Source organism: Variovorax paradoxus (genome assembly GCF_040544635.1).
Lineage (GTDB): Bacteria > Pseudomonadota > Gammaproteobacteria > Burkholderiales > Burkholderiaceae_C > Variovorax > Variovorax paradoxus_R.
The window spans coordinates 162,984-189,952 of record NZ_JBEPKJ010000009.1 but is presented as its reverse complement, the minus strand read 5'-3'; the positions used below and the strand labels follow the sequence as shown (position 1 = coordinate 189,952).

Below are 26,969 nucleotides of genomic sequence, written 5' to 3'. Positions count from 1 at the left end.
TTTTCATAGCGTATCGCACAGGATTGGCGGGCACTGGAGGCCGGTTCCATTCGAACCCGATCAGCTAAAATGGCGGGTTGCGCATGCTCCCGTTGCGCCCTCCTCCGCTCTTCATGTCCGACCACCTGATCCCTTCCATTCCCACGCCCGACGCGGTTCCAGCCTCCGCGCCTGCCGTCGACGACAACAAGCTCATCGCCGAACGCCGCGAAAAACTCAAGCTGCTGCGCACCGCGCAGGCCGAAGGCAAGGGCGTCGCGTTTCCGAACGACTTCAAGCCGGGTCACCGCGCGGCTGCGCTGAGCGAGGCGCACAGTGCCACCGAAGCCGAAACACTCGAAGCGCAGGCCGTTTCCGTGAGCGTGGCGGGCCGCATGATGCTCAAGCGCGTGATGGGCAAGGCCAGCTTCGCGACCCTGCAGGACGCCACCGGTCGCATTCAGCTCTACGTCACCCGTGATGCGGTCGGCGAGGATATCTACGCCGAATTCAAGCGCTGGGACCTCGGCGACATCCTCGGCGCCGAAGGCACGCTGATGAAGACCAAGACCGGCGAACTGTCGGTCAAGGTGACCAGGCTGCGCCTGCTCACCAAGAGCCTGCGCCCACTGCCTGGTGACTTCTATGGCATGGCCGACCAGGAGCAGAAGTACCGCCAGCGCTACGTCGACCTGATCACCGACGAATCCGCACGCGTGCGCTTCACGGCGCGCAGCAAGGCCGTGAGCGCGCTGCGCGAGTTCATGGTGGCCAATGACTTCCTCGAAGTCGAAACGCCGATGCTGCACCCGATTCCAGGCGGCGCCAACGCCAAGCCTTTCAAGACACATCACAACGCGCTCGACCAGGAGATGTTCCTGCGCATTGCGCCCGAGCTGTACCTCAAGCGCCTGATCGTCGGCGGCTTCGAGCGTGTGTTCGAAATCAACCGGAGTTACCGCAACGAGGGCATCTCGGTGCGGCACAACCCCGAGTTCACCATGATGGAGTTCTACGCGGCCTACTGGAACTACCGCGACCTGATGGACTTCACCGAAACGCTCATCCGCACCATTGCCGACAAGGCCGTGGGCACGCAGCAGCTCACCTACCAGGGCAAGCCGGTCGACCTGACCCAGCCCTTCGAGCGCCTGACGATTCGCGAAGCCATCCTCAAGCACACAGAGGCCGGTGATGGGGTGGACGACATCGCCTGGCTCATCAACGCGCTGCGCAAGATCGGCCTGAGCGAAGAAAAAGACAAGCTCTCGCAGCGCAGCCTTGCCAGCCTGCAGGTGATGTACTTCGAAGAGACCGTGGAAGAGAAGCTCTGGCAGCCCACCTTCATCATGGAGCACCCCACCGAGATCTCGCCGCTGGCCCGCGCCAATGACGAACGCCCCGAGGTCACCGAGCGCTTCGAGCTCTACATCACCGGCCGCGAATTCGGCAACGGCTTCAGCGAGCTCAACGACGCCGAAGATCAGGCCGCGCGCTTCAACGCCCAGGTGGCCGCCAAGGACAGCGGCGACGACGAAGCCATGTTCTACGACCACGACTTCGTGCGTGCGCTCGAATACGGCATGCCGCCCACCGGCGGCTGCGGCATCGGCATCGACCGGCTGATGATGCTGTTGACGGATTCGCCAAGCATCCGCGACGTGATCCTGTTCCCGGCGCTGCGCAGGGAGTCTTGAGCGTGAAGTTACCGTCGTCGCTGCCGACGATCGGCATCGACTTCGGCACCTCCAATTCCGCCGTGGCCTGCCGGGTCGACGGCGTGGCCCGCCTGCTGCCCATCGAAGGTGCGGCCACCACGCTGCCGACCGCGATCTTCTTCAATGCCGAAGACCGCACCACCCATTTCGGCCGCGATGCCGTTGCGCTCTATCTTGCGGGCGTCGAAGGCCGCCTGATGCGTTCGCTGAAGAGCCTGCTCGGCAGCGCGCTGATGCAGGAGAAAACGGCGATCTACGACGGGCTCGTGAGCTTCGAGGACATCATCGCGCGCTTTCTGCGCGAACTCGCCGTGCGGGCGGGGCGCGAACTCGGCCGGGTGCCGGAGCGTGTCGTCATCGGCCGGCCGGTTCACTTCGTGGATGACGATTCCAAGCGCGACGAACGCGCGGAAGAAAGCCTGCGCCACGCGGCCCGCGCGGCGGGGTTTCGCGACATCGCTTTTCAGCTCGAACCGATTGCAGCGGCCTTCGACTACGAGCAGCGCATCACGAAAGAGTCGCTGGTGCTGATCGTCGACGTAGGCGGCGGCACCTCCGACTTCACCGTTGTGCGGGTCGGCCCTGACCGCGCGGCACGCGAAGACCGCAGCGACGACGTGCTGGCCACCAGCGGCGTGCACATCGGCGGCACCGACTTCGACCAGCGGCTGAACCTCGACCGCGTCATGCCGGAATTCGGCTTTCGCCACACGGGGCCGCAGGGGCGCGAAGTGCCGAGCAAGGTGTTCTTCGAGCTCTCGTCGTGGCACCTGATCAACTGGCTGTATGCCGCCAAGGCGGTGCGGCAGGCGAAAGACCTGCGCACGAGCTACGGCGATACCCGGCTGCACGACCGGTTGATGACGGTGCTGGAAGAGCGCCACGGCCATCGCATTGCCAGCGAGGTGGAGCAGGCGAAGATCGACACCTCCGTGAACGATGCGGCCACGGCCATCGACCTCTCTTGCGCCGAACCGGGTCTGGCCGCGTCGCTCTCGACCGCCGACATGGGCCAGCAACTCTCGCCCCTGCTCGAAAGCGTGATCGCCTGCGCGCACGCCTGCGTCAAGCGCGCCGGGCTGCGCAGCGGCGATCTCGACGCGATCTACCTGACCGGCGGCTCTTCGGCCTTGCGGCCATTCCAGCAGGCTTTGCGCAAGAGCTTTGCCGGCGTGCCCCTCGTCGAGGGGGACCTGTTCGGCGGCGTGGCGACAGGGCTCGCCTGCGCCGGATCGGCTGCATGAAATATCTCGCGGGGTATCCACCCACCCTGCTGGCCCAGGTCCAGCAGCTGGTCGCGACCGAGGGGCTCGCGCCGTTGCTGCGCAGCCGCTATCCCGGTTCCATGCACGAGATGCAGACGGACCGTGCGCTCTATGAGTATGTGAGCGAGCTCAAGAGCGATTTCATGCGCAAGGCGCCGCCGCTCTCCAAGGTGGCGTTCGACAGCAAGCTGCATGTAATCCGCAACGCGCTCGGCACCCACACCACGGTTTCACGCGTGCAGGGCAGCAAGCTCAAGACCAAGCGCGAGATTCGCGTGGCGACCCTGTTCAAGGAGGTGCCGCTCGAGTGGCTGCGCATGATCGTGGTCCATGAGCTCGCGCACATGAAGGAGCGGGACCATGACAAGAGCTTCTATGCGCTCTGCGAGCACATGGAGCCCAGCTACCACCGGCTGGAATTCGATGTCCGGCTGTACCTGACGCACCTGGATTCGAGCGGTGAGCGTTTATGGACGAACTCGCTGCCGCATCCGGCTCCGGGCAAGGCGCCGTAGCAAGGCCTCAGGCGCTGTGCGGCATGGCGAGGCCGGCCTTTGCCAGCACCTGCCTTGCTTGCCTGTAGCTTGTCGAATCGGTCAGCGTATTCCAGTCGACTTGCGGTGCATCGGGAAGAAGCGCCCGCCTGCGCGCTTCGCTCTTTGCATCCGGCAGCCAACGCCCTGCCTTGGCCGCGGCGCCGAAATCATCGAGCAGCTCGTCGAGCGGCCGGCCCTCGCCGATGCTCTGGTTGCACAACATCGCCAGATCGCAACCTGCATCGAGGGCGGCCAGTGCGGCATGGGCATAGCTCAGCAGCTCCCCGCCGATGTAGCGGCCCGCCTCCATGCTCAGGTCGTCGCTGAAGATCGCGCCATCGAAAGCGAGCCGGGTGCGCAGGATGTCTTTCAGCCATTTGGACGAAAAGCCCGCAGGCCTTTTATCGACTTTCGGATAGATCACGTGCGCCGGCATCACGGCTGTGAGCGCGCCCGACAGCCAGTCGAACGGCCGTGCGTCGTCATCCAGGATGGCCTTTAGGCCGCGGCGGTCGACTGGAATCTCGACGTGCGAATCGGCCGTGACGAAGCCATGTCCCGGAAAGTGCTTGCCGCAGTTGCGCATGCCCATCTGCAGCATGCCGTGCATCACGCTCTTGGCCAGCAGCGCCACCACACGCGGGTCGCGGTGAAAGCTGCGGTCGCCGATCACGCTGCTGCCGCCGTGGTCGAGGTCGAGCACCGGCGCAAAACTGAAGTCGATGCCGCAGGCGCGCAGCTCGGCGGCGAGCACCTGGCCCGTCGCCGTTGCGGCTTGCGTGGCGCGCATGGCATCGCGCATCCACAGCTCGCCCAGGGCGCGCATCGAGGGCAGGCGCGTGAAGCCGTCGGTGCGAAACCGCTGCACGCGGCCGCCTTCGTGGTCGACACAGATCAGCAGATCGGGGCGAATGGCCTTCAACTCTGCATTGAGCGCGGTCATTTGCGCGCGGCCCTGCCAGTTGCGGGCGAAATGGATCACGCCGCCGACCAAGGGGTTGGCCACGCGGCGGCGATCCGCATCGCTGAGTTCCGTGCCCGCCACATCGATGATCAGCGGTGCGTGAATGCTTGTCGTTGCCAGGGTCATGCCTCGTTCTTGTATTCGACCACGACAAAACTCGCGGCGTATTCGGTTTCGTCGGTCACCGTCACGTGTGCGGTGAGACCCTTGGCCTCGAACCATTCTTTCAACTCGCCGTGCAGCACGATGACGGGCTTGCCGCTGCGCATGTTCGCAATCTCGCACAGCCGCCAGGTCATCGGCATGCGCATGCCCAGGCCAATGGCCTTGCTGAAGGCCTCCTTGGCTGAAAAGCGGGTGGCGAGATAGCTCAGGCCGCGCTTGGGCCAACGCTCGCTTCGGGCCTTCCACACCGCGAGCTCGTTGTCGCTCAGCACCCGTCGAGCAAAGCGTTCGCCTTGGCGCTCGAAGGTGGCGGCGATGCGACGCAGGTCGCAGATGTCGGTACCGATGCCGTAGATCATGCCGCTGGAGCGTTCACTTCGCCTCGTCGATGCAGCGCAGGTACTCCCGCGTCGTGGCGGCGTAGCCGAGCTCGAGGGCATCGGCGATGAAGGCGTGTCCGATCGAGACCTCGTGAACACCGCGCACGGCGCGCAAAAATGCGGTGAGGTTCTCGCGGCTCAGGTCATGGCCCGCGTTGACGCCGAGGCCTGCGGCCTGCGCCGCGCGTGCCGATTCGACATAGCGCGCGAGCACGGCCTGCTCGTCAGGTGTGCCGCGTGATGCGGCATAGCCTTCGGTGTAGAGCTCGACGCGATCCGCGCCCACTTCCTTGGCCGCGGCCATCATTTCCGGGATGGGGTCCATGAACAGGCTCACGCGCACGCCAAGGGCCTTGGCTTCGGCAACGAGCGGACGCAGGCGCTCGGCGTCTTCGGGGAAGCTCCAGCCGTGGTCGCTGGTCGACTGGGTTTCGCTGTCGGGCACGAAGGTGGCCTGGTGCGGCTTCAGCTCGCGCACGAAGTCCATCAGGTTGTGGAACGGATTGCCTTCGATGTTGAATTCCACCGCCGGCCAATCCCTGGCCAGCATCGCGGCCAGGTCGCTCACATCGTGCGCACGGATATGGCGCGCGTCGGGCCGCGGATGCACGGTAATTCCCTGCGCCCCGGCGGCAAGGCAAGCCTTGGCAGCGGCGAGCACGCTCGGAATGCCGAGGGCGCGCGTGTTGCGCACCAGGGCCACCTTGTTGAGGTTGACCGACAGTGAAGTGGTAGCGGAATGGCCGGGGGTGCTCATAGGGCTTGCAAATCTCTCATCATCTGCCGCGTGCGCAGCGTGGACACACCGCAATGGTAGTTGAGCAAGGCGCGCAGCTGGTTTCTGAGGGCACCGTTGCTGCCGGCGTTCATGGTGGCAACCTCCCGCAGCGTGGCGGTGAAGGGGGCGCGATCGTCGAGCACGCCCTGCAGGGAGCGCCAATCGGCGCCGGCCAGCGCCGCTTCGCCCTCGCCCGCCGCCCGCAAACCGGCTTCCGGCACCAGGCTGTAGCGCGCATCGGCCACGAGTGGCTCCAGCGTGAGGGTTTGAGCGTCGAGCGACGGCAAGAGGCCCACTTCGCGCAGCAGCAGCAGCTCGAAAGCGCGCAGCGCCGCGGCCTGGGTTGCGGCCTGCGCGCCGGCGTGGTCGCCCGCCAGCACCTGCACCACGCCCGCATAGGCATCGAAAAGCGCCTCGTGGGCGTCATCCCGCGCCAGCAGGCGCAGAAGCAGTTCGTTGACGTAGTAGCCCGAGAGCAGCGCCTCGCCGGTCGGCATGACGTGGCCGCCCATCCATTCGGCGCCCTTGAGCGTGCGGATCTCGGCGTCGCCGCCGTAGTTGAGCTGCAACGGCTGCAGCGGCAGCAGCACGGGCCTGAAATTGGAACTCGGCCGCTTCGCCCCCTTGGCCACGAGCGCAATGCGCCCGTGGTGCCGGGTGAAGACCTCGAGAATCAGGCTCGACTCGCTCCAGTCGTAGCGATGGAGCACGTACGCCGGTTCGTGCGAAACGCGGTGGGCAGTGGCCACTTCATTCGTAACCGAACGAGCGCACGCGGGCCTCGTCGTCGGCCCAGCCGGAGCGCACCTTCACCCACAGTTCGAGAAAAACCTTGGCGTCGGCCAGCTTCTCGAGCTCGACCCGCGTTTCCATGCCGATGCGCTTGATGCGCTCGCCCTTGTCGCCGATCACCATGGCCTTGTGGCCGTCGCGCTCGACCACGATGGTGGCGGCAATGCGCAGCAGGCGCTTCTGGCCTTTTTTCTGCGGCGGCTCTTCCTCGAACTTGTCGATGATCACGGTCGAGGTGTAGGGCAGCTCGTCGCCGGTCAGCCGGAACAGCTTTTCGCGCACCAGCTCGCCGGCCAGGAATTTCTCGCTGCGGTCGGTCAACTCGTCTTCCGCGTAGAACCAGGGCTGTTCGGGCAGGTATTTTTCGCAGATGCCGAACAGGCGCTCGACATCCTTGGAATTCTTGGCCGACATCGGCACGAACTCGGCGAAGGGGTGCTTCGCCTGCATGGTCTGCAGCCAGGGCGCGATATCGCCGCGGCGGTGCACGTTGTCGAGCTTGTTGGCCAAGAGCACGGTCGGAATGCCCTTGCCGAGCAGCTTGAGCACCCGCTCGTCGGCCGGCGTGAAGCTGCCCGCCTCGACCACGAAAAGAATCAAATCCACATCGCCGACCGCGCCCTGCACGGTCTTGTTGAGCGATTTGTTCAGCGCATTGGCGTGCAGGGTCTGGAAGCCCGGCGTATCGACGAACACGAACTGCGTCGCGCCGATGGTGCGCATGCCCGTGATGCGGTGCCGCGTGGTCTGCGCCTTGCGCGAGGTGATGCTGATCTTCTGGCCCACCAGCGCGTTGAGCAGCGTCGACTTGCCCACGTTGGGCTTGCCGACAATGGCCACCAGGCCGCAGTGCTGGGGCCCCGTTGTACCCGTTCCGCCCGCTGCGTCTTCGGGGTTTGCTGCTGAATTTATAGCGTCGTTCATTCTGGTTTCACGCGGCCCCGCGTGCCTTGAGCCGGATCAACATGGCCGCCGCGGCAGCCTGCTCGCCGGCGCGGCGCGAGCCACCAATGCCGCGTTCGCGCAGGCCCAGCTCCGGCACCTCGCATTCGACATCGAAAGTCTGTTTGTGCGCGGCGCCGAGCGTGGCCGCTACGCGGTACACCGGCAACTTCATTTTGTGGCCCTGGAGCCATTCCTGCAATTCGGTTTTCGGGTCCTTGGCCGCAGCTTCCATGCGCGGATTGATCTCCACGGATTCGTAGAGCCGGCGCACCAATGCCTCGGCGGCCGCAAAACCCGCATCGAGGTAGACCGCGCCGATCAACGCTTCGAGGGCGTCGGCCAGGATCGAGGGCCGGTTGGGCCCGCCGGAACGCGCCTCGCCTTCGCCGAGCCGCAGCAGCGGCGACAGCTGCAGTTCCAGCGCCAGGCGATGCAGGGTGTCCTGCTTGACCAGGTTGGCCCGCACGCGCGACAGATCGCCTTCTGGCAAGGCCGAAAGGCGGGTGTACAGCAGGTGCGAAACCGCGAGGTTGAGCACCGAGTCGCCGAGAAACTCGAGGCGCTCGTTGTGGTCAGCCGAAAAACTGCGGTGCGTGAGCGCAAGCTGGAGCAGCCGCGGGTCGGAGAACGAATGCTTGAGGCGCTCCTGCAGCGCTACGAGGCCACCGTCCACCTTGCGTGTCGCCGCGTTCAGCGGGTCTCGCCTTTGTACTTGAGCACCAGGTAGGCCGGGCCGAACAAGGGAATTTCCCGTTCGTACGCATACGCCACGACGACCTTGTCGCCGACCTTCTTGATGTCGAGATCCTTGCCGGAAACCGACTTGAAGTCGTCGATGGCCTGTGCCCGGTCGAATATGGCGCGCACTTCGGGCACGGTGGTGCCTTCCTTGGCCTTGTTGGCTGCCTTGTCGATGGCTTGGTATTCGATCAGCGTGGGGATGACCTGCGCGACGACCACGCCCAGGCAGCCCAGCACCACGGCGACAAACACCAGACCGATGAACGAGATGCCGCGCTGGTGCGCGGCCCTGCTGCGGATAGACCGATTTGTTCTCATGCCCTCTTACCCCTCGAACAATGCTGATTGCTTATTGAAATGGACCGATGCGACCCAGATCGCCGAAGTTCATCCAGACAAAGAACGCCCTGCCCACGATGTTCTTGTCCGGTACGAAACCCCAGAAACGAGAGTCCGCCGAATTATCGCGGTTGTCGCCCATCATGAAGTAGTTGCCGGCAGGCACCTTGCAAACCACGCCTTCGACGGAGTAGCGGCAGTTTTCGCGAAACGGAAAGTCGGTGGCACCCTGGACGAAAGCCGGGCCGGCGTCGTCGTTGAGCAGCCTGTGCTGCTTGCCGCCGATGTCTTCGGTGAACTGCTTGAGCAGGCGCATCGAGTCGCCGTCGAGGTAGTCGGGCAGCGAATTCTTGGAAACCGGCTGCCCGTTGATCGTGAGCTTCTTGTTCAGGTAGGCCACTTCGTCGCCCGGGATGCCGACCACGCGCTTGATGTAGTCCATGCTCGGCTTGGGCGGATAGCGGAACACCACCACGTCGCCGCGCGCCAGCGGCGTGCCGTCGGTGATCTTGGTATTGATGACCGGCAGGCGCAGGCCGTAGGTGAACTTGTTGACCAGGATCAGGTCGCCCGTGAGCAGCGTCGGCATCATCGAACCCGACGGAATCTTGAAGGGCTCGTACAGGAACGAGCGCAGCAGAAACACCACCAGAATGACCGGGAATAGCCCGGCCGTCCAGTCGAGCCACCACGGTTGCATCAGCAAGCGCTCGCTTGCCTTGGCGTCGACCGTGTCGACTTGCGTGATGCCCTGGCCGGCCAACCGCGCGTTCCGCTCGCTCAGCGAAGTCTCGAGTGCGGCGGCGGCGCGCTCGCGCCGGGGCAGAAAATAGAAGCGCTCGGCCAGCCAGTAGAGACCGGTGACCACGGTGGCGCAGAACAGAAGCAGCGCGAAGTTGCCTTCGATGGCACCAAAGTACCAGGCACCGACGTAGCCGGTAAAGGCCGCGAGGACCAGAGTAGTGATGAATGCCATTTTTTGAGAATCAGTCTTCGACTTGCAGAATCGCGAGGAAGGCCTCTTGCGGGACCTCGACGGAGCCGATCTGCTTCATTCTTTTCTTGCCCGCTTTCTGCTTCTCAAGCAGCTTCTTCTTGCGGGTGATGTCGCCGCCGTAGCACTTGGCAAGAACGTTCTTGCGCAGCGCCTTGATTGTCTCACGCGCAATGATGTTCACCCCGATGGCCGCCTGGATGGCGACGTCGAACATCTGGCGCGAAATGATCTCGCGCATCTTCGAGACCACGGCCCGGCCGCGGTACTGCGACTGGGTGCGGTGCACGATGATGGACAGCGCATCGACCTTCTCGCCGTTCAGCAGGATGTCGACCTTGACCACGTCGGACGCGCGATATTCCTTGAATTCGTAGTCCATGGAGGCATAGCCCCGGCTGACCGACTTCAGCTTGTCGAAGAAGTCGAGCACGATTTCGCCGAGCGGCATCTCGTAGGTCAGCATGACCTGGCGGCCGTGGTAGGCCATGTTCATCTGCACGCCGCGCTTCTGGTTGGCCAGCGTCATGACGGCGCCGACGTATTCCTGCGGCATATAAAGGTGCACGGTGACGATCGGCTCGCGAATCTCGCTCATCTTGCCGACGTCGGGCATCTTGGACGGATTCTCGACCATGATGACTTCGCCGTCGTTGCGCACCACCTGGTACACCACACTGGGCGCGGTGGTGATCAGGTCCTGGTCGAACTCGCGCTCGAGCCGCTCCTGCACGATTTCCATGTGCAGCAGGCCGAGAAAGCCGCAGCGGAAGCCGAAGCCCAGCGCCTGGCTCACCTCGGGCTCGTAGCGCAGCGACGAATCGTTGAGCTTGAGTTTTTCCAGCGCGTCGCGCAGCGAGTCGTACTCGCTGGCTTCGGTCGGATAGAGGCCGGCAAACACCTGCGGCTGGATTTCCTTGAAGCCCGGCAGCGCTTCGGTGGCTGTGGCGGCCGCACCGCCTGTGCCCGGCTTGATGAGCGTCACGGTGTCGCCGACCTTGGCGGCCTGCAGCTCCTTGATGCCCGCGATGATGTAGCCCACCTCGCCCGCCTCGAGCGATGCGCGCGGTTCGTTGGCCGGCGTGAAGACGCCGATGTTGTCGGCGTTGTACATGGCGCCGGACGCCATCATCTTGATGCGCTCGCCCTTCACCAGCCGGCCGTCCACCACGCGCACCAGCATGACGACGCCGACGTAGGCATCGAACCAGCTGTCGACGATCATGGCGCGCAGCGGGCCGTCGGGATTGCCGCGCGGTGCGGGCATCTTGTGCACGACGGCTTCGAGAATCTCGTCGATGCCGAGGCCCGTCTTGGCGGAACACGGAATCGCATCGGTGGCGTCGATGCCGATCACGTCTTCGATTTCGCTGCGCGCGTTGTCGGGATCGGCGTTCGGCAGATCCATCTTGTTGAGCACCGGCACCACTTCGACACCGAGGTCGAGCGCGGTGTAGCAGTTAGCCACTGTCTGCGCTTCAACACCTTGCGATGCGTCGACGACGAGCAACGCACCTTCGCATGCCGACAAAGAGCGGCTCACTTCATACGAAAAGTCGACGTGGCCCGGCGTGTCGATCAGATTGAGGTTGTAGACCTGTCCATCGAGCGCCTTGTAGTGCAGCGCAGCGGTCTGCGCCTTGATGGTTATCCCACGCTCTTTTTCGATGTCCATCGAGTCGAGCACCTGCGCTTCCATCTCGCGTTCTGCGAGACCGCCGCAACGCTGGATCAAACGGTCTGCGAGCGTCGACTTGCCGTGATCGATGTGCGCAATGATCGAAAAATTTCTGATGTGATTCATCAACGGGAACGCTTAAGTACTTGAATTGGCTCGTGCGCAGAGTGCGACAGGCAAGAAAAAAGGGCGCGTCTTCTGGAGACGCGCCCTGAACCAACAAGCAATGGCAACTGCAGTAGTTGGAACTTCATTGTAGGCAAAAAGGGAGGCACGTACATCCAGGGACAGGGTCAAAACGGGTCGTTGCGGGTCCACAACATGGAAGATATAAACAACTTATCCACAGGATCGGTGGAGCACTCCATGAACAACTTGTGGGCGATCTGTGGAGCACCGGTGGACTGCTGTCTGACATCTCGCATGGTGAAGGAAATCACACTCCTTATGCATGGACCCATCATCCAACAGCCCCTATTCTACCGAAAACAGTCCTAAGCCTTCGGATAAGTTAGTTTTCACTAACAAAATTCAGCTTTCTTGCGCCTAAAAAATTTTTTGAAACCAGGCGCTTGGGCGTCGCAAACATCTCAAAAAAAGGCCCCAAACCCGACTGCCGGGTGGGGCCACTTGACGGCAGCGCCAGATCAGCGTGCGGGTCGGATCAAGGCATATTGCGCCCACTCGCCACGGCGGAACAGCACGCTGAGTGGCTTGTTCTTGTCGGCCTTCGCGAGCGCGGATTCGAATTCCTTGACGCTCGTCACTTCGATATTGCCGACCGAAAGAATCACGTCGCCTTCGCGCAGACCGGCCCTCGCGGCGGCATCGCTCGCGGCGTCGATGCGCACGCCACGGGCCTTGAGTTCCTTCTTCTGGGCATCGGTCAAATCGCTGACCACCAGACCGACCGACTTGCCGGCCGCGGACGGCGGCTTGGCCTGCGGCTCCTCGCGATCCGACTGGCGCTTGCTGGAGGGCTTGGCTTCGGGATCGCCCTCTGCAACGGTGATCGAGAGCTCGCGCGAGTTGCCGTTGCGGAACACGGTCAGCGTGCTCTTGACGCCCGGCTTGGTGCTGGCCACCGAGCGCGAGAGATCGCTCGGCGTTTCGATGAGCTTCTCGCCGTACTTGGTGATGATGTCGCCTTCGCGCACGCCGGCCTTGTCGGCCGCCGAACCCGGCACCACGCTGCTCACCACGGCGCCGCGCGCCTTGCCGAGGCCAAGTGACTCGGCCACGTCTCTCGAGACTGAGCCGATGGTCACGCCAATGAGGCCGCGCGAGACGCGGCCGGTGGCGCGCAGCTGGTCGCTGACGCGGATCGCCTCGTCGATCGGGATCGAGAACGAAATGCCCATGTAGCCGCCGGAGCGCGAATAGATCTGGCTGTTGATGCCAACCACTTCACCGCGCAGGTTGATCAGCGGACCGCCCGAGTTGCCCGGGTTGATGGCGACGTCCGTCTGGATCAGCGGCACGAGGTCGCCGGTGTCGCGCTGCTTCGCGCTCACGATGCCGGCGGTCACGGTGTTCTCGAGGCCGAAGGGCGAGCCGATGGCCATCACCCACTCGCCGACGCGCAGCTTCGAGATGTCGCCGACCTTCACCACCGGCAGGCTCGTCGCCTCGATCTTGACCACGGCGACGTCGCTGCGCTTGTCGGCGCCGATCAGCTTGGCCTTGAACTCGCGCTTGTCGGTCAGCGTGACGAGGATTTCGGATGCATCCTCGATCACGTGGGCATTGGTCATCACATAGCCGTCGGCGGTCAGGATGAAGCCCGAGCCCACGCCGCGCGGACGCTCTTCTTCCTGGGGCTGCTGCGGACGGTTCGGGCGCGGGCCCGGACGCGGATTGCCGGGCAGCGGCTGTCCGAAGAAGCGCTTGAAGAACTCCTGCATTTCCTCGTCCATTTCTCCGCCGCCGCCGCTGCCGCGGTTGGCAACTTTTTCGACGGTGCGGATCCCGACCACGGCAGGCCCTACCTGCTCCACCAGATCGGCGAAATCGGGCAATCCGCGCGCCTGCGGTGTCTGGGCAAGGGCCGACGTTGCCGGCAAGAAACCCACGGTGGCCGAACAGGCCAGACCGAATGCGAAGAGATAGGAACGAAGCTTGTGTCCCTCGACTTTGAAAATCATCGGTTTTCTTTCAAAAGAACAGAGCGGCCAGAAGAAGAACTATGAGTCTCTGATGCGGACTTGGTTCAGCGCCAACTGCGCTTGGGCAGAAAATCAGCGCGTGCGCGCGAGACTTTGAGCGAACGCATTGAGCGTCTGCTGCGGCACTTCGCCCACAGCAGTGAGCCACCAGTCGCTCGCCGGCTCGGGCAATCGCCGGCGAATGGCGTTGGTGGCCCCGATTGTCAGCACCCCATCGCGCGGCGCGCGCTTCTCATCGTAGCGCTCGATGAAAAGCGACACCGAAGCCAGGCCATCGGAGAAGGTCCACTGAACGGTGCGATCTTGCCCGGCCTTGTCGCTGCCGGCCGGGCGGCGGTAGAAGCTGCGCGGCTTGAATCCGGCCACGGGCGTCTTGAGAACCCAGCCCTCGTCCTGCGCGCTGGTGCGCTCGAGTTCCAGCTTCTCGATGCGGTAACCGCTGGTATTGGTCATCATCTGCGCGAGAGCCTGTGCCTTGACCGGTGCATCGAGCTGCAATTCGGAAAACGCCGACTGCTCCACCACGCGGGATTCGCCGTCCACGGTCTGCAGCTTGATGACAAGACCGGAGCGGCGCTCGCTCCAGATGCGGTAACCGAAGCGCAATGCGTCGTGCGGCACCAACTGCACCACATCGGCATCGAAGCCCGCCACGCGGTCTTTGCCGATGGCCCGGACGTCGTAGAAATCGCCGATCGACGAATCGGGCTTGTCGGGCAGGTTGGGGAAAATGTCGAGGTTCTCGCGCTTCTCGACCTTCACGACCTTTGCCTCGGGCAGGAAGGTCATCACGTGGTGGTTGCGCCTGAATGTCGAGCGCGGCGGCCCCGACAGGGCCTCGATGCGCTCGATCTGCAGGTCGCCGTCCCGAACATGCCAGATGCGTGCGCTCGACAAATCGCCGCCCGCCGCAGAAACCACGAAAGTGCCGACGTAATTGCGCTGCCGGGCTCCGGTGTGCATGCGCTGAAGCCACTCGACGACACCCATGGCCGGCGGCGCGTCGCCCGTCTGCGCCGAGGCCGCACCCTTGGCATTCACCGGACCCGAACGGGTCTGTGCAGTCGCGATCTGCGCGAGACAAAAAGCAGCGAACACTAGCGCGAACGCGCGTGCGGAGATCGGCATCTGAACGGTCATTGGAGCGACAACGGGCACGCAGTCAGCGCGTAGGCCCCTCGAAGGTCGCGTTGCGCAGGAAACTCGAAGGCATTTGCGAAGCGCCGCCGGCTTGCTGGTGCGCCTCGAGCAATTGGTCCAGGCGCGGATCGCGCAGCATGACTTGGGGGCTGCCGTTGCCGACCATCACGCGGGTCGGTGTGAGTGTGTTGGCGACAGGCGGCTGGTTGTTGACGGCAGCGGCGGCCAGTACCGAATTGGCGGCCGGTTGCTGCTGGGCTGCGATCTGGGCTCCCGACGACGAAAAACCGACACCGTTACCGACCAGGGTCCAGCTGATGGCGGCCACGGCCACCAGCGACGCTGCGCCAGCCACCAGCTTCCAGCGGAACATCGGTTCGTTGGCTGCATCGGCCCTGCGCTGCATCGCAATCACCTTGGTTGCCGTCACCGGTGCCAGGACCGGGGTCGCGACCACGGGTTCGGCGGCAAGGCGCTGCTGGAACCGGGTCAGGAACGCATCGGTGTCGCTGCAAGGCGCATGGGCGCCCGAGCGCAGGATGTCGCCCACCAGGTGATAGGAGCGCCAGGCGCCGCGCGCGTCGTCTTCGGCGCAGACGGCGTCGATGGCCCGCGCGAAGTCCTCGCCCTGCAAATGACCGTCCGCCAGCGCGGACACCTGTTCACGAGCCGTCATTGTCTGATTCATTTCGTTCACCTGCTTACCTACCAACGCTTGCCGGACTGGTTGTCCAGCAGCGGTTTGACCCTGGCCGAAATGGCCTCGCGCGCCCGGAAAATACGCGAACGCACCGTGCCGATAGGGCAATCCATGACCTCGGCAATCTCTTCGTAACTCATGCCCTCGATCTCGCGCAGCGTGACAGCCTGGCGCAACTCGGCAGGCAGCGCTTCCATGGCCGCCTCGACAACGCGGGCGATTTCGTTCGCCGCCAGGATCGATTCGGGGGTTTCGTCGCTGATTGGTTCGTTTCCAGGGCGGTAAGTTTCATCGTCTTCGTCAGAAGACGGCCGCAGGGCGCTTTCGGAGATGGTCGGGTCGCGTTTCATGTCGACCAGCGCCTTCTTGGCGGTATTGACCGCGATCCGGTAGAGCCAGGTGTAGAACTGGGCGTCGCCACGGAACTGGTGGAGCGCCCGGTAGGCCCGGATGAAGGTTTCCTGCGCAATGTCCTCGACCAGGTCGACGTCGCGCACCATGCGCCCGATCAGGCGCTCGATCCGGCGCTGGTATTTGATGACCAGCAGTTCGAATGCCTTCTGGTCACCCGCAACCGTGCGCTGAACCAGCTGAAGGTCGACTTCGCCCGGGCGCGGCGCCTCGGCGGACACATCGGTCAAGCCGGAGTCCGGTGGCACTGGCGGCGGAGAAGTTGTCATCGAGGGGGGTTCAGGGCGCGTCGGCGGGCACAGTCGCTCGCCAAGGCTCGCCGGCGGGGGACGCGGACGGGGGGCGCGAATATACCGCACGACGCAAATCGCGCCAGCGCTCCGGCATGGCGCGCTGCTCGATCCATATCCATCGTCCGGCGCGGCCCGGCTGGGTCAGCCGCACCAGGAGCAGCGATTGAAGATCGAGCGCCACGGAGGCCCGCGCCGCATGAACGGCCCGGCCCTTGTCGGTGCCCGTCAGGGTCCAATAGATTCCGTCGAAGTGCAGGACGCCGGCACCGTCGCTTCGCAGGCCGAGTGCAGCCGCAACGCCTGAAAACAGAACACTCAGAACCAGGAGCACCTGGCGCCAGCCGGCACTATCGAATAGATAGCATGAGAGGCCTGCACAGCAGGCGCCCAGAGCCCATGTGGCTATCAGAATCCGGGTTGCGCCGCGCGAGCGCCCCACCGGATAGGTCACCGACGGTGCGCTGTGCATGAAAGAGCAAGGCTCAAGCGCGCTTGAACACCAGCGTGCCGTTGGTGCCGCCGAAGCCGAAGTTGTTCTTGACCGCGACGTCGATCTTGAGATCGCGCGCCGCATTGGCGCAGTAGTCGAGGTCGCACTCCGGATCCTGGTTGAAGATGTTGATGGTCGGCGGGCTCTTCTGGTGATGCAGTGCAAGCACCGTGAACACCGACTCGATACCGCCGGCGCCGCCCAGCAAGTGGCCGGTCATCGACTTGGTCGAATTCACGACCAGCTTCTTAGCGTGGTCGCCAAACGCCTTCTTGACCGCATTGGTCTCGTTGACGTCGCCGATCTGCGTGGAGGTGCCGTGTGCATTCAGGTACTGCACTTCGTCGGCATTGACGCCCGCATTGGCCAGCGCCATGGCCATCGAGCGGCGCGGGCCGTCGACGTCGGGTGCGGTCATGTGGTACGCGTCGCCGGTCAGGCCGAAGCCCGCCACTTCCGCATAGATCTTGGCGCCGCGCGCCTTGGCGTGTTCGTACTCTTCGAGCACCAGCACGCCGGCGCCCTCGCCGAGCACGAAACCGTCACGGTCCTTGTCCCAAGGACGGGAGGCCGTTGCGGGGTCGTCGTTGCGCGTGCTCAGTGCACGCGGTGCGGTGAAGCCGCCGATGCCGAGCGGAGAAATGGTCGACTCCGCGCCGCCGGCGATCATGACGTCGGCATCGCCGTATTCGATCATGCGTGCCGACGTGCCGATGGCATGCAGGCCGGTGGTGCAGGCAGTCACGACGGCGATGTTCGGGCCCTTGAAGCCGTACTTGATCGACACGTGGCCCGAGATCATGTTGATGATGGAAGCCGGCACGAAGAACGGCGAAATGCGGCGCGGGCCGCGACTCGCGTATTCGCCGTGCGTCTCTTCGATCATCGGCAGGCCGCCGATGCCGGAGCCGATGTTGCAGCCGATGCGCACGGCTTTTTCATAGGGCAGCGCTTCGCCGGTCGGCAGTCCGCTGTCCTGCACCGCCTGCATGGCGGCGGCAAGCCCCAGATGAATGAAGCGGTCCATGTGGCGCGCTTCCTTCTCCGAGATGTATTGGGTGATGTCGAAACCCTTCACCTCACCTGCGAACTTGCAGGCGAAGGCGCTTGCATCGAACGCGGTAATGTTCGCAATGCCCGACTTCCCGGCCAACAGGTTGGCCCAGGATTCGGGTGCGGTGTTTCCGACAGGAGCGATGCAACCGAGTCCGGTCACGACGACGCGGCGTTTGGTCATGCCGGCAAACCTTTCTGGAAGCGCTGAACAGCTGCTGGCGGCGCGTACGGAGCTGGAAAAAAGCGCCGCCGGCCGTCGCAGTTGCAGCCGGCCCGATCAGGCCTTTTGATTCTTGGTGGCGTAGTCGACGGCGTTTTGCACCGTGGTGATCTTCTCGGCGTCTTCATCCGGAATTTCAATGCCGAATTCGTCTTCGAGTGCCATCACCAGTTCGACCGTGTCGAGCGAGTCCGCACCGAGGTCGGCCACGAAGGCCTTTTCGTTCGTTACTTGGGACTCTTCCACGCCGAGTTGCTCGGCGATGATTTTCTTGACACGTGCTTCGATATCGCTCATTTGGTTCCCTCTGAGGGTTGTAGGTAATCGGTGGATTTTAGCCGGGCGCATTGTGGCATTTGCCGTGCACCCGGTACGGGGAAAGATTGCGCCTTGCGGCTCTATTGCATGTGCATGCCGCCGTTGACGTGCAGTTCCTGCCCCGTCACATAGGAAGCCTGGGGCGATGCGAGATAGGCTACAGCATGCGCGATGTCGGCCGGCTTGCCCAGATGGCCCAGCGGAATCTGCTGCAGCAGCGCCTGTTGTTGTGCTTCGGGCAGGCTGGCCGTCATATCGGTTTCGATGAAACCCGGCGCGACGCAGTTGACCGTGATGTTGCGGCTGCCGAGTTCGCGTGCCAGTGCACGGGTCATGCCCGCGACGCCGGCCTTGGCGGCCGCGTAGTTGGCCTGCCCGGCATTGCCGGAGGCGCCGACCACGCTGGTGATGCTGATGATGCGGCCGTAGCGCTGCTTCATCATCGGGCGAATCACGGCACGCGAAAGGCCGAACACGGCCTTGAGATTGGTGTCGAGCACCGCATCCCAGTCGTCGTCCTTCATGCGCATGGCGAGCGTGTCGCGCGTGATGCCGGCGTTGTTGACCAGCACGTGGATGGCGCCGTAGGCCTTCACGATCTCGTCGATCAATGCCTCGACGGCGGCACCGTCGTTCACGTCGAGCGCGCGGCCGCGGCCGTCGAAGGCGCTGAGCGCCGAGGTGATCTTGGCCGCGCCGTCTTCGGTGGTGCCGGTTCCAACCACCTTGAGGCCGCGCTGCGCCAGTTCGAGCGCAATCGCTGCGCCGATGCCGCGCGATGCGCCGGTGACCAGGGCGACTTGCCCTTCGAATTTGGGAATGCTCATAAAAGAAGTATCGGGGGCCTTGCGCCGTTCAGGCGGCGAGCAGTTGTCGGGTGTCCGCGAGCGTTGCCGGGTCGTACACCGACGCGGCTTCGAGCTCGGGGGCGATGCGCTTGACTGTTCCGGCCAGCACCTTGCCGGGCCCGCACTCGATGATGGCGGCTACACCGCGCAGTTTCAAGGCCTGGACGCTCTCAACCCAGCGAACCGGACCGGCAGCCTGGCGCACCAGGGCCTCGCGGATGCGCGCCGGGTCGGTTTCCACGGCCACGTCGATGTTGTTCAGCACCGGAATCCGGGGTGCAGCGAGCGTGATCGTGCCGAGCTTCTCCTGCAGCGCTTCGGCAGCAGGCTTCATCAGGCTCGAATGGAACGGCGCCGACACAGGCAACAGCAGCGCCCGCTTGGCGCCGTTGGCCTTCAGCAGCTCGCACGCCTTGTCGACGGCCGCCTTGCTGCCCGCGATCACGGTTTGCAATGGATCGTTGAAATTCACCGCCTCGACGATCTCGGCGCTGTCTGCGCCGAAAGACGCAGTGATTTCCGCACAGCCCGCCACGACCTTGCCGGCCTCCATGCCGAGAACGGCGGCCATGGCGCCGGCTCCGACCGGCACCGCCTGCTGCATGGCCCGCGCACGGAAGCGCACCAGCGGCGCGGCTTGTGCCAGCGTAAGCACGCCGGACGCCACCAGCGCCGAGTACTCGCCCAGCGAATGTCCCGCCACGACGGAGGGGGTTGCGCCGCCTTCGGCCAACCATGCACGCCAGGCGGCCACACCGGCCACCAGCATCACAGGCTGGGTGTTGGTGGTGAGCGCCAGCTCTTCCTTTGGGCCGTTCTTGATCAGCCCGGCAATGTCTTCGCCCAGCGCTTCGGAGGCCTCGCGCAGGGTTTCAGCCACGGCCGGATGGTCGCCCCAGGCGTCGAGCATGCCGACGGCCTGCGAGCCCTGACCTGGAAAGACAAAAGCGAAGGATTTCATGTTTTAAAGCGTCATATCGCACTGCAGGCCCATGCGGGCATTGCAATCCGCTACAGATTCAATAGCACCGCGCCCCAGGTGAAGCCGCCGCCCACACCTTCCAGCATGAGGGTCTCGCCTTTTTTCACCTTGCCGGACCGCACGGCCTCATCGAGTGCCAGCGGAATCGAGGCGGCCGAGGTATTGCCATGCTCGTTGACCGTGACGATGAGCTTCTCGCGAGGAAGCTTCAGCTTCTTGGCCGTGCCTTCCATGATGCGGATGTTGGCCTGGTGCGGAATGAGCCAGTCGATGTCGGCCTCGGTCTTGCCCGCTTTTGCAAGCGTGGCGCGCGCGGCCTCTTCGAGCACGCGAACCGCGAGCTTGAACACGGCTTGGCCGTCCATGTGCAGCAGGGGCGTACCCAGCACATTGCCGCCCGACACATGGCCGGGCACGCAAAGAATGCCGACGTGCTTGCCGTCCGCGTGCAGGTCGCTCGCCAGGATGCCGGGCTCCTCGCTCGCTTCGAGCACGACCGCGCCGGCGCCATCGCCGAACAGCACGCAGGTGGTGCGGTCGTTGAAATCGAGAATGCGCGAGAACACTTCGGCGCCGACCACCAGCGCGCAACGCGCGGTGCCGGTGCGGATCATGGCGTCGGCCACAGTCAGCGCATAGACAAAACCGCTGCATACCGCCTGCACGTCGAACGCCGGGCAGCCGGCAATGCCGAGCTTGTTCTGAAGAATAGCGGCCGACGACGGAAACACCATGTCAGGCGTCGACGTGGCGACGATGATCAGGTCGATGTCTTCGGGCTTGCGTCCGGCGGCCTCGAGCGCGTGCCGGGCGGCTTCAAGGCCGAGATCGCTGCTCGTTACCTCGGGCGCCGCAAAGTGGCGCGCATGGATGCCGGTGCGTTCGACGATCCACTGATCCGAAGTTTCGATGCCGCGCGTTGCCAATTCCCTGGCAAGGTCGTCGTTGGTCACCCGGCGCGGGGGCAGATAGCTGCCGGTGCCGGTGATGCGTGAAAAAGGGCTCATCAAACGTGAAGGGCCGTCGCGTCCGCTGGCACCGCCGGGTCCTGCCGCGCAAGTAATGGCGCGGCGTGGGCGATGCGGGCCCGCACGCGATCGAGCAGGTTGTTGCGAGCGGCATCATAAGCGCGATCCAGCGCATGGCCGAAAGCCACTTCATCAGCCGAGCCATGGCTCTTGAACACCAGCCCGCGCAGCCCCAACAGCGCCGCGCCGTTGTACCGGCGATGGTCCAAGCGATTTTTAAACGCTTTTAGCACCGGATAAGCAACAATTGCCGCAGCTTTGGTCAGAATGCTTCGGGAAAACTCGATGCGAATGAATTCGCCGATCATCGATGCGACGCCCTCGCTCGCCTTCAGGGCCACGTTGCCGACAAAGCCGTCACAAACGACGATATCGGTGGTTCCCTTGAAGATGTCGTTCCCTTCGACGTTTCCGTAAAAGTTCAGATCCTTCGAGTTGGCGGCAGTACGAAGCAGTTGACTTGCTTTTTTGATCGTTTCGCTGCCCTTGATCGCTTCTTCGCCCACATTGAGCAAGCCGACCGAGGGCGACTCGTTCCCGGTGAGCGCCGACACCAGCGCCGAACCGAGCACGGCAAATTGCAACAGGTCTTCAGCGTCGCAATCGACATTCGCACCTAGGTCGAGCACGGTCGTGGCGCCGCCCTTGATGTTCGGCAGCTGGGGCGCAATTGCGGGGCGGTCGATGCCGTCGAGCGTCTTGAGCAGATAGCGGGCGATGGCCATCAGCGCGCCTGTGTTGCCGGCCGAGATGGCGGCTTGGGCGGAGCCGTCCTTGACCTGCTGGATCGCGATGCGCATGGAAGAGTCCTTCTTCTTGCGCAATGCGATTTCCACCGGGTCGTCCATGCCCACCACTTCGCTGGCGGCCACGATGCGCGCTCTCGGGTGCTCGCCAAAACCGGCCAAGGCGGCAGGCGCGCCGACCAGAAGCAGCGATGCTTCCGCATGCCGGTCGAGAAACGCGCGGCAAGCCGCCAGCGTGACGCGCGGCCCATGGTCGCCACCCATGCAATCCACGGCAAGCGTGATTGCGGCGGGCGCGGCGGAGGATTCGGAGGAGGAAGACGTAACCATCAAAACAAAGGCCCGACGCTACAGCAAAAGTAGCTTCGGGCCTCGGCCTTGGGATGCGAAATCAGGCTTCGGACTTGTTCTTGAGGACCTGACGGCCACGGTAGAAACCGTTCGGGCTGATATGGTGACGCAGATGCGTTTCACCGGTGGTCGGTTCCACGGCGATGCCGGGCACGACCAGCGCATTGTGGGAACGGTGCATGCCGCGCTTGGAAGGCGACTTCTTGTTTTGCTGGACGGCCATGATGGCTCCTGGACTGTTAGGTGAGTGACTGGATGCGCTCTTTTGCGGTGGCAATACAGGGACATGTATGGAATGCCCTTGTCTGTCTTGCTGCTCACGGCGGCGCGCGCGAAGCCCATGATTATAGCCCAGCCTACGGAAAAGGGCTACTTGCCCTCTTCCGGTTTGCGTGAGCGCAACGCGCCGAGCACCGCAAACGGGTTGGGCTTGGCCTCTTCCGCCGCCTTGAAGTCCTCGTCGCTGGACGACAGCTGGATTGGCGTCGGGCAGACCTCGTGAACGGGCATGACGGGAATTTCCATCAAAAGCTCGTCCTCGATCAAGGCGTGGAGGTCGAAATCGCGGCTCGCGACCAGCAGGTCTTCTTCCGATTCATCGTCCTCGGCGTCGGCCGTGGCTTCATCGGCCACGAAACGGAACCAGCGGTCCGGTGCAACAAACGTATCCACCGGTGCCAGGCAGCGCTGGCAAACCAGCGGCACGGTTGTTTCAGCCGTCAGGTGCAGCCAGGGCTCGGCTTTGCCGTCGGCGCCGGTACGCTGTTCGCCGGCAGCCTCCCAGTGCACCACGGCTTCGGGCGCCGGCGCCGCCAGCTCTTGCGTCAGCCGCAAATAGTTCGGAACCGGATCGTCGGCTGAAAGCGCCGCGGCTTCAGCGGCAAAGGCGGCCACGTCGAGCCGCTGGGGAACAAATTCTCTCTTCATCCGCACCAGTCTAGCGCGCCGGCCGGGGGAATTGGCGGGGCACGGCCAAAGGCTCTCGCAGAGCTCACGCACAATCGTCTCCATGCAACGCCCTTTGATCCTCGCCTCGACCTCGCGCTACCGGCGCGAACTGCTGGCCCGCCTCCATTTGCCCTTCGACGTGCAGCCCCCCGAAGTCGACGAAACCGCACTCAGCGGCGAAACCCCGCGCGAACTGGCTGAGCGGCTGGCCCTGGAAAAGGCCCGCGCCGTCGCTGCCCGCTTCCCCGAGGCCGTGGTGATCGGCTCGGACCAGGTGGCCGACCTCGCCGGCGAAGCACTCGGCAAGCCAGGCGACCACGCGCGCGCCACAGCCCAATTGCGGAAAATGCGCGGCCAGACACTGATATTCCAGACCGCCGTGGCGGTCGTCTGCCAGGCCACCGGCTTCGTCGAGCGCGACCTGGCACCCGTTCGGGTCGTTTTTCGCGAACTCAGCGATGCGGCCATCGAGCGGTACCTGCAGGCCGAACAACCCTACGACTGCGCGGGCAGCGCCAAAAGCGAAGGGCTCGGCATCGCCTTGCTGAGCGCCATCGACAGCGACGACCCCACGGCCCTGGTCGGCCTGCCGCTGATCCGCACCTGCCGCATGTTGCGTTCCGCGGGAGTCGAATTGTTGTGACCCCAGGCAAGCTCTATCTCGTGCCCGCGCCGCTCGACTTCGGCTGCGACACCCAGGCCCCCCTGCAAGACGCCCTGCCCCTGGGCACGCTGCAAGCGGCTGCCGGCATCACCCATTGGATCTGCGAAAACGCGAAATCGGCCCGCGCGTACCTGAAGCGAATCGACGCGGTCGTTCCGCTGGCCGCGCCTCTGCAAGCGCAGGAAATCCGGGAATTGCCGCGCGAAGTGCACAAGAAAGGCGACCACGCAGGCCAGTTCGATGCCCGGCCTTTACTGGCCGCGGCGCTGGAGGGCCACGATATCGGCCTCCTCAGCGAAGCCGGCATGCCGGCGGTGGCCGACCCGGGTTCTTCGGTGGCGCGCGCTGCGCACGACCTGGGCATTGCCGTGGTGCCGCTCACCGGCCCGGTGTCGCTGCTGCTTGCGCTCGCCGCAAGCGGCCTCAACGGCCAGAACTTTGCATTCGTCGGCTACCTGCCGCAGGATTCCAGCGAGCGCCAAAGCCGCATCCGGGAACTCGAGGCCCTGGCACTCAAGACGGGCCAGACCCAGCTGTTCATCGAAACGCCCTACCGCAACGCCGCGCTGCTTCAGGCGCTGGTGCAAACGCTGCAGCACAACACCCGGCTTGCGGTGGCACGCGGCCTGACGCTAGCAACCGCACACGTGCGCAGCGAAACGGTGAAAGCCTGGCGCGCCAAGGCGCCGAACGCAACGGACGAACGCCTGCCTGCGGTATTCGCGATCGGGCGTTGACGATGGTGGTCACCGCCGGCACCCGCTGGGCATCGCGCACGCAGTTCTTTTCTTCGGGCTTCATCTTTGCGACCTGGGGCGTGCACGTTCCAACGGTCAAGGCCCACTACGGCATCGACGAAGCCCAGCTCGGCCTGGCCATGCTCGCGGCCGGCGCCGGTGCAATGTTCGGCCTGACCAGCGCCGGGCGCTGGATCGGGCACCACGGCCCCCGGCGCATGGCTGCTGTCTGCGGCTGCGTCTACGCGCTGCTGCTGGCGGGGTTGATCGCCATGCCCGGCTACCTCGCCTTGCTGGCGTTGCTGGCGGTCTTCGGCCTCGTCACCAGCGTGTTCGACGTGGCCATCAACACCGAGGCGGCGCAACTCGAACTGCACGGCGGCAAGCCTCTGATGAGCGGCATGCATGGCATGTTCAGCCTGGGCGGTATGGCCGGGGCCGCGAGCGGCAGCGCCGCGCTGGCCGCCGGGCTCGGGGCGCAGGCGCATCTGCTGTGGGTCGCGGCGGCCATGACGCTGGTGGTGGCCGTGTCTTCGATGCGCATGCTGCCCAAGCCGCCCGCCGCAAGCGACGCAGCGCCCGTCGACCGCAAGTTCCGACTGCCCCGCGGCGCGCTCGCCGTGCTGGGCGTGCTTGCGGCTCTGGGCCTGATTGCCGAAGGCGCCATCTACGACTGGAGCGTGCTTTATATGCAGCAGGAACTCGGCAGCCCCCAAAAGCAGGCCGCCCTGGCTTATGCGAGCTTCTCGGCGGCCATGGCGGCCGCGCGCTTCGGCGGCGATGCGATGCGCGCCCGCTTTTCACCGGCTGCGCTGCTGCTCGGCAGCGGCATGCTCGCAGCGGCGGCCATGACGCTGGTGCTGCTGACCGACCTCCCCTGGCTGGCGCTGATCGGCTTTGCGGGCGTGGGCATCGGTTTCGCGAACGTGGTACCGATTCTGTTCGGCGCCTCGGCGCGCGTGCCCGGCGTCGAGCCCGCCACCGGCATCGCTGCCGTCTCGGCCGTCGCCTACCTGGGCTTCATGGCCGGCCCGGCGGTCATCGGCCTGCTGGCGCGGGTCAGTTCGCTGACGGCCGCGCTTTATGTGGTCGTGGTTTTCGCCGTGGCACTGGCCGCTTCGGCCCGCTTCACAGGCAGCGGCGACCCGGCCTGAACCGGCCGACGGCCTTTTAGCGCAGCGCCGGCGTGGCGGCCTGCAGCGAGCGCACGGTGGCATCGCCCATCGCGGCGCCGAATTTCTTGGCGAGCTTTTCGGCCACGTTGTCGCGCCGCGTGTAGTCGGTGACCTCTTCGGCCTTGATGACTTCGCGCGCCACGTAGTCGACGTTGCCCAACTGGTCAGCCAGGCCGAATTCGACGGCCTGCTCGCCGCTCCAGAACAGTCCGCTGAAAAGACCCGGGGTGTCGAGCTTGAGCCGGTCGCCGCGCCCGGCCTTCACCACGTTGATGAACTGCTGGTGAATCTGGTTCAGCATGGTCTGGGCATGGGCGCGCTGCGCATCGCTCATGGGGCTGAACGGATCGAGAAAGCCCTTGTTGTCTCCGGCCGTGAGCAGACGGCGCTCGACGCCGACCTTTTCCATCACGCCGGTGAAGCCGAAACCGTCCATCAGCACGCCGATGCTGCCGACGATGCTGGCCTTGTCGACGTAGATCTTGTCGGTGGCGGCGGCAATGTAATAGGCGGCCGAAGCGCAGGTTTCTTCGACCACGGCGTACACCGGCTTCTTGTGCTTGGCCTTCAGGCGCTTGATCTCGTCGCTGATGATGCCGGCCTGCACGGGGCTTCCGCCGGGCGAATTGATGAGCAGCACGATGCCCTTGGCACCTTCGTCCTCGAAGGCCGTCTTCATTGCGGCAATGACGAATTCGGCGCTCGCATCGCCGCCGTTGGCAATTTCGCCCTTGATCTCGACGACCGCCGTGTGGGCCGTGGTCTTGGCGGTGCTGGGCGTGCTGCGCGACATCGCGAGCCAGACCAGGAAGATGAAGAAGGCGAGCCATGAAAGACGCGTAAAGGTCTTCCAGCGGCGTGCGGCCTTCTGTTCGTTCAGGGAAGCGAAGGCGAGCTTTTCGAGCGTTGCGCGCTCCCACCCGGGACGCTGCGTGGGGTCTTTGGCCATGTTTCGGGGCGCGCCCTGCGAGGACGCAATGGGAGTGGCCGGCTCAAAAGGATCAAAACCTTCGGGTTCCGTGCGGTTCGGGTCGGTCATTGTCAAAAGGTCAGGGGATGGAGGTTCCAGTCAGTATGCCAGTGCACCACGCCGTCACGTTCGCTGAGGGCGATCTTCACGAGGCCGCCGCGGCATGGGCCGCCGGCGCATTCGCCGGTGTCCGGCTTGTAGACCGCGCCGTGGGTGGCGCAGAGCAGCCACTGGCCGCTGTCGTCGAAGAAGCGGTCGGGCTGGAAATCCAGTTCCATGGCCACGTGGCTGCATCGGTTCAGGTAGGCATGCGGCTGCCCTTCGAAGCGCACCGCGAAAGCGCGGCAGGTTTCGCCGCCGTAGACCACATCGAAAGGCACGGCCCGGCGGCCTTCGACCAGGTCCGACGCGTTGCACAGGGGAATGGGCTCTTCTGCGCTCATGGCCGGATTT

The 26,969-nt window shown here is 64.6% G+C and carries 30 protein-coding genes; 6 read left to right on the top strand and 24 right to left on the bottom strand.

Annotation, left to right across the window (positions count from 1 at the left end; genetic code table 11):
* The first annotated feature begins 113 nt into the window (after window positions 1-113).
* From lysS to ABIC94_RS16750, 3 genes are read left to right on the top strand one after another with little or no spacing between them, the layout of a single operon-like run.
* A complete protein-coding gene (gene lysS, locus ABIC94_RS16760) occupies window positions 114-1,676 on the top strand; it encodes a lysine--tRNA ligase (RefSeq protein ID WP_354374130.1) in 1,563 nt (520 codons plus the stop codon).
* A gap of 2 nt (window positions 1,677-1,678) precedes the next feature.
* Window positions 1,679-2,941, top strand: a complete 1,263-nt coding sequence (locus tag ABIC94_RS16755; RefSeq protein ID WP_354374129.1) for an Hsp70 family protein — start codon at window positions 1,679-1,681, stop codon at window positions 2,939-2,941.
* Complete coding sequence (locus ABIC94_RS16750) at window positions 2,938-3,477, top strand: YgjP-like metallopeptidase domain-containing protein (protein WP_354374128.1); 540 nt, start codon at window positions 2,938-2,940, stop codon at window positions 3,475-3,477. Before ABIC94_RS16755 ends, ABIC94_RS16750 begins: the two co-directional genes overlap by 4 nt.
* Window positions 3,478-3,484: 7 nt before the next feature.
* On the opposite strand, the gene nagZ is transcribed toward ABIC94_RS16750, so the two are convergent.
* The 22 genes from nagZ to ABIC94_RS16640 all read right to left on the bottom strand — a co-directional run bounded on the left by nagZ (window position 3,485) and on the right by ABIC94_RS16640 (window position 22,949).
* Window positions 3,485-4,588, bottom strand: a complete 1,104-nt coding sequence (gene nagZ / locus ABIC94_RS16745) for a beta-N-acetylhexosaminidase (protein ID WP_354374127.1) — start codon at window positions 4,586-4,588, stop codon at window positions 3,485-3,487.
* On the bottom strand, window positions 4,585-4,986 hold the full coding sequence (gene acpS / locus ABIC94_RS16740) for a holo-ACP synthase (RefSeq protein ID WP_354374126.1): 402 nt from the start codon (window positions 4,984-4,986) through the stop codon (window positions 4,585-4,587). Before acpS ends, nagZ begins: the two co-directional genes overlap by 4 nt.
* A gap of 13 nt (window positions 4,987-4,999) precedes the next feature.
* A complete protein-coding gene (locus tag ABIC94_RS16735; protein ID WP_354374125.1) occupies window positions 5,000-5,764 on the bottom strand; it encodes a pyridoxine 5'-phosphate synthase in 765 nt (254 codons plus the stop codon).
* Window positions 5,761-6,534 (bottom strand): DNA repair protein RecO, encoded by a 774-nt coding sequence (gene recO / locus ABIC94_RS16730; protein ID WP_354374124.1) that lies wholly within the window; start codon window positions 6,532-6,534, stop codon window positions 5,761-5,763. The genes ABIC94_RS16735 and recO overlap by 4 nt, the downstream gene beginning before the upstream one ends.
* A 1-nt stretch (window position 6,535) precedes the next feature.
* Window positions 6,536-7,501, bottom strand: a complete 966-nt coding sequence (gene era, locus ABIC94_RS16725; protein WP_354374123.1) for a GTPase Era — start codon at window positions 7,499-7,501, stop codon at window positions 6,536-6,538.
* A gap of 7 nt (window positions 7,502-7,508) precedes the next feature.
* Entirely contained in the window at window positions 7,509-8,195 is a 687-nt protein-coding gene (gene rnc / locus ABIC94_RS16720) for a ribonuclease III (protein WP_354374122.1), read from the bottom strand.
* Between the two features lie 17 nt (window positions 8,196-8,212).
* A complete protein-coding gene (locus tag ABIC94_RS16715) occupies window positions 8,213-8,581 on the bottom strand; it encodes a DUF4845 domain-containing protein (protein ID WP_354374121.1) in 369 nt (122 codons plus the stop codon).
* A gap of 31 nt (window positions 8,582-8,612) precedes the next feature.
* Window positions 8,613-9,578 (bottom strand): signal peptidase I, encoded by a 966-nt coding sequence (gene lepB, locus ABIC94_RS16710; RefSeq protein WP_354374120.1) that lies wholly within the window; start codon window positions 9,576-9,578, stop codon window positions 8,613-8,615.
* A 10-nt stretch (window positions 9,579-9,588) separates the two neighbouring features.
* On the bottom strand, window positions 9,589-11,400 hold the full coding sequence (gene lepA / locus ABIC94_RS16705) for a translation elongation factor 4 (RefSeq protein ID WP_354374119.1): 1,812 nt from the start codon (window positions 11,398-11,400) through the stop codon (window positions 9,589-9,591).
* Between the two features lie 521 nt (window positions 11,401-11,921).
* The gene (locus ABIC94_RS16700; protein WP_354374118.1) at window positions 11,922-13,418 is read right to left on the bottom strand and encodes a DegQ family serine endoprotease; all 1,497 of its coding nucleotides are present in this window, start codon (window positions 13,416-13,418) and stop codon (window positions 11,922-11,924) included.
* 93 nt (window positions 13,419-13,511) lie between these two features.
* Entirely contained in the window at window positions 13,512-14,579 is a 1,068-nt protein-coding gene (locus ABIC94_RS16695; protein ID WP_436318032.1) for a MucB/RseB C-terminal domain-containing protein, read from the bottom strand.
* 22 nt (window positions 14,580-14,601) lie between these two features.
* Window positions 14,602-15,267 (bottom strand): sigma-E factor negative regulatory protein, encoded by a 666-nt coding sequence (locus ABIC94_RS16690; protein WP_354374116.1) that lies wholly within the window; start codon window positions 15,265-15,267, stop codon window positions 14,602-14,604.
* Between the two features lie 17 nt (window positions 15,268-15,284).
* The gene (rpoE, locus tag ABIC94_RS16685) at window positions 15,285-15,959 is read right to left on the bottom strand and encodes an RNA polymerase sigma factor RpoE (protein WP_354374115.1); all 675 of its coding nucleotides are present in this window, start codon (window positions 15,957-15,959) and stop codon (window positions 15,285-15,287) included.
* 10 nt (window positions 15,960-15,969) lie between these two features.
* On the bottom strand, window positions 15,970-16,314 hold the full coding sequence (locus tag ABIC94_RS16680) for a hypothetical protein (RefSeq protein ID WP_354374114.1): 345 nt from the start codon (window positions 16,312-16,314) through the stop codon (window positions 15,970-15,972).
* Window positions 16,315-16,465: 151 nt separating this feature from the next.
* Window positions 16,466-17,710, bottom strand: coding sequence for a beta-ketoacyl-ACP synthase II (gene fabF / locus ABIC94_RS16675; RefSeq protein WP_354374113.1), 1,245 nt, complete (start codon window positions 17,708-17,710; stop codon window positions 16,466-16,468).
* Window positions 17,711-17,806: 96 nt separating this feature from the next.
* Window positions 17,807-18,046: an acyl carrier protein gene (gene acpP / locus ABIC94_RS16670; protein ID WP_007830471.1), complete on the bottom strand. Its 240-nt coding sequence runs from the start codon at window positions 18,044-18,046 to the stop codon at window positions 17,807-17,809.
* Window positions 18,047-18,147: 101 nt separating this feature from the next.
* Entirely contained in the window at window positions 18,148-18,894 is a 747-nt protein-coding gene (gene fabG / locus ABIC94_RS16665) for a 3-oxoacyl-ACP reductase FabG (protein ID WP_354374112.1), read from the bottom strand.
* Window positions 18,895-18,922: 28 nt separating this feature from the next.
* A complete protein-coding gene (fabD, locus tag ABIC94_RS16660; protein ID WP_354374111.1) occupies window positions 18,923-19,876 on the bottom strand; it encodes an ACP S-malonyltransferase in 954 nt (317 codons plus the stop codon).
* Window positions 19,877-19,926: 50 nt separating this feature from the next.
* Window positions 19,927-20,904, bottom strand: coding sequence for a beta-ketoacyl-ACP synthase III (locus ABIC94_RS16655; protein WP_354374110.1), 978 nt, complete (start codon window positions 20,902-20,904; stop codon window positions 19,927-19,929).
* On the bottom strand, window positions 20,904-22,001 hold the full coding sequence (plsX, locus tag ABIC94_RS16650; protein WP_354374109.1) for a phosphate acyltransferase PlsX: 1,098 nt from the start codon (window positions 21,999-22,001) through the stop codon (window positions 20,904-20,906). The genes ABIC94_RS16655 and plsX overlap by 1 nt, the downstream gene beginning before the upstream one ends.
* Before the next feature lie 61 nt (window positions 22,002-22,062).
* Window positions 22,063-22,245, bottom strand: coding sequence for a 50S ribosomal protein L32 (gene rpmF, locus ABIC94_RS16645; RefSeq protein WP_007830466.1), 183 nt, complete (start codon window positions 22,243-22,245; stop codon window positions 22,063-22,065).
* A 146-nt stretch (window positions 22,246-22,391) separates the two neighbouring features.
* Window positions 22,392-22,949 (bottom strand): YceD family protein, encoded by a 558-nt coding sequence (locus tag ABIC94_RS16640; RefSeq protein ID WP_354374219.1) that lies wholly within the window; start codon window positions 22,947-22,949, stop codon window positions 22,392-22,394.
* 82 nt (window positions 22,950-23,031) lie between these two features.
* Between ABIC94_RS16640 and ABIC94_RS16635 the strand changes: the two genes are divergently transcribed.
* Genes ABIC94_RS16635 through ABIC94_RS16625 form a run of 3 tightly spaced genes read left to right on the top strand, consistent with a single transcriptional unit; the run spans window position 23,032 to window position 25,525 of the window.
* Complete coding sequence (locus tag ABIC94_RS16635; protein ID WP_354374108.1) at window positions 23,032-23,613, top strand: Maf family protein; 582 nt, start codon at window positions 23,032-23,034, stop codon at window positions 23,611-23,613.
* Window positions 23,610-24,371 carry an SAM-dependent methyltransferase gene (locus ABIC94_RS16630; RefSeq protein ID WP_354374107.1) on the top strand — a complete coding sequence of 254 codons (762 nt, stop codon included), beginning with the start codon at window positions 23,610-23,612 and terminating at the stop codon, window positions 24,369-24,371. The genes ABIC94_RS16635 and ABIC94_RS16630 overlap by 4 nt, the downstream gene beginning before the upstream one ends.
* 2 nt (window positions 24,372-24,373) lie before the next feature.
* On the top strand, window positions 24,374-25,525 hold the full coding sequence (locus ABIC94_RS16625) for an MFS transporter (protein ID WP_354374106.1): 1,152 nt from the start codon (window positions 24,374-24,376) through the stop codon (window positions 25,523-25,525).
* A gap of 16 nt (window positions 25,526-25,541) precedes the next feature.
* Here ABIC94_RS16625 and ABIC94_RS16620 read toward each other — a convergent pair whose 3' ends face one another.
* Window positions 25,542-26,585 (bottom strand): S49 family peptidase, encoded by a 1,044-nt coding sequence (locus ABIC94_RS16620; protein ID WP_354374105.1) that lies wholly within the window; start codon window positions 26,583-26,585, stop codon window positions 25,542-25,544.
* 2 nt (window positions 26,586-26,587) lie between these two features.
* The gene (locus tag ABIC94_RS16615) at window positions 26,588-26,959 is read right to left on the bottom strand and encodes a Rieske (2Fe-2S) protein (RefSeq protein ID WP_354374104.1); all 372 of its coding nucleotides are present in this window, start codon (window positions 26,957-26,959) and stop codon (window positions 26,588-26,590) included.
* Window positions 26,960-26,969 lie beyond the last annotated feature (10 nt).

Bases quoted from the DNA above. Each gene is read 5' to 3' on its own strand.
- lysS (WP_354374130.1), top strand. From the start codon at position 114: ATGTCCGACCACCTGATCCCTTCCATTCCCACGCCCGACGCGGTTCCA.
- ABIC94_RS16750 (WP_354374128.1), top strand. From the start codon at position 2,938: ATGAAATATCTCGCGGGGTATCCACCCACCCTGCTGGCCCAGGTCCAG.
- nagZ (WP_354374127.1), bottom strand. From the start codon at position 4,588: ATGACCCTGGCAACGACAAGCATTCACGCACCGCTGATCATCGATGTG.
- acpS (WP_354374126.1), bottom strand. From the start codon at position 4,986: ATGATCTACGGCATCGGTACCGACATCTGCGACCTGCGTCGCATCGCC.
- ABIC94_RS16735 (WP_354374125.1), bottom strand. From the start codon at position 5,764: ATGAGCACCCCCGGCCATTCCGCTACCACTTCACTGTCGGTCAACCTC.
- era (WP_354374123.1), bottom strand. From the start codon at position 7,501: ATGAACGACGCTATAAATTCAGCAGCAAACCCCGAAGACGCAGCGGGC.
- ABIC94_RS16715 (WP_354374121.1), bottom strand. From the start codon at position 8,581: ATGAGAACAAATCGGTCTATCCGCAGCAGGGCCGCGCACCAGCGCGGC.
- lepB (WP_354374120.1), bottom strand. From the start codon at position 9,578: ATGGCATTCATCACTACTCTGGTCCTCGCGGCCTTTACCGGCTACGTC.
- lepA (WP_354374119.1), bottom strand. From the start codon at position 11,400: ATGAATCACATCAGAAATTTTTCGATCATTGCGCACATCGATCACGGC.
- ABIC94_RS16700 (WP_354374118.1), bottom strand. From the start codon at position 13,418: ATGATTTTCAAAGTCGAGGGACACAAGCTTCGTTCCTATCTCTTCGCA.
- ABIC94_RS16695 (WP_436318032.1), bottom strand. From the start codon at position 14,579: ATGACCGTTCAGATGCCGATCTCCGCACGCGCGTTCGCGCTAGTGTTC.
- ABIC94_RS16690 (WP_354374116.1), bottom strand. From the start codon at position 15,267: ATGAATCAGACAATGACGGCTCGTGAACAGGTGTCCGCGCTGGCGGAC.
- rpoE (WP_354374115.1), bottom strand. From the start codon at position 15,959: ATGACAACTTCTCCGCCGCCAGTGCCACCGGACTCCGGCTTGACCGAT.
- fabF (WP_354374113.1), bottom strand. From the start codon at position 17,710: ATGACCAAACGCCGCGTCGTCGTGACCGGACTCGGTTGCATCGCTCCT.
- acpP (WP_007830471.1), bottom strand. From the start codon at position 18,046: ATGAGCGATATCGAAGCACGTGTCAAGAAAATCATCGCCGAGCAACTC.
- fabG (WP_354374112.1), bottom strand. From the start codon at position 18,894: ATGAGCATTCCCAAATTCGAAGGGCAAGTCGCCCTGGTCACCGGCGCA.
- fabD (WP_354374111.1), bottom strand. From the start codon at position 19,876: ATGAAATCCTTCGCTTTTGTCTTTCCAGGTCAGGGCTCGCAGGCCGTC.
- ABIC94_RS16655 (WP_354374110.1), bottom strand. From the start codon at position 20,904: ATGAGCCCTTTTTCACGCATCACCGGCACCGGCAGCTATCTGCCCCCG.
- plsX (WP_354374109.1), bottom strand. From the start codon at position 22,001: ATGGTTACGTCTTCCTCCTCCGAATCCTCCGCCGCGCCCGCCGCAATC.
- rpmF (WP_007830466.1), bottom strand. From the start codon at position 22,245: ATGGCCGTCCAGCAAAACAAGAAGTCGCCTTCCAAGCGCGGCATGCAC.
- ABIC94_RS16640 (WP_354374219.1), bottom strand. From the start codon at position 22,949: ATGAAGAGAGAATTTGTTCCCCAGCGGCTCGACGTGGCCGCCTTTGCC.
- ABIC94_RS16635 (WP_354374108.1), top strand. From the start codon at position 23,032: ATGCAACGCCCTTTGATCCTCGCCTCGACCTCGCGCTACCGGCGCGAA.
- ABIC94_RS16625 (WP_354374106.1), top strand. From the start codon at position 24,374: ATGGTGGTCACCGCCGGCACCCGCTGGGCATCGCGCACGCAGTTCTTT.
- ABIC94_RS16620 (WP_354374105.1), bottom strand. From the start codon at position 26,585: ATGACCGACCCGAACCGCACGGAACCCGAAGGTTTTGATCCTTTTGAG.
- ABIC94_RS16615 (WP_354374104.1), bottom strand. From the start codon at position 26,959: ATGAGCGCAGAAGAGCCCATTCCCCTGTGCAACGCGTCGGACCTGGTC.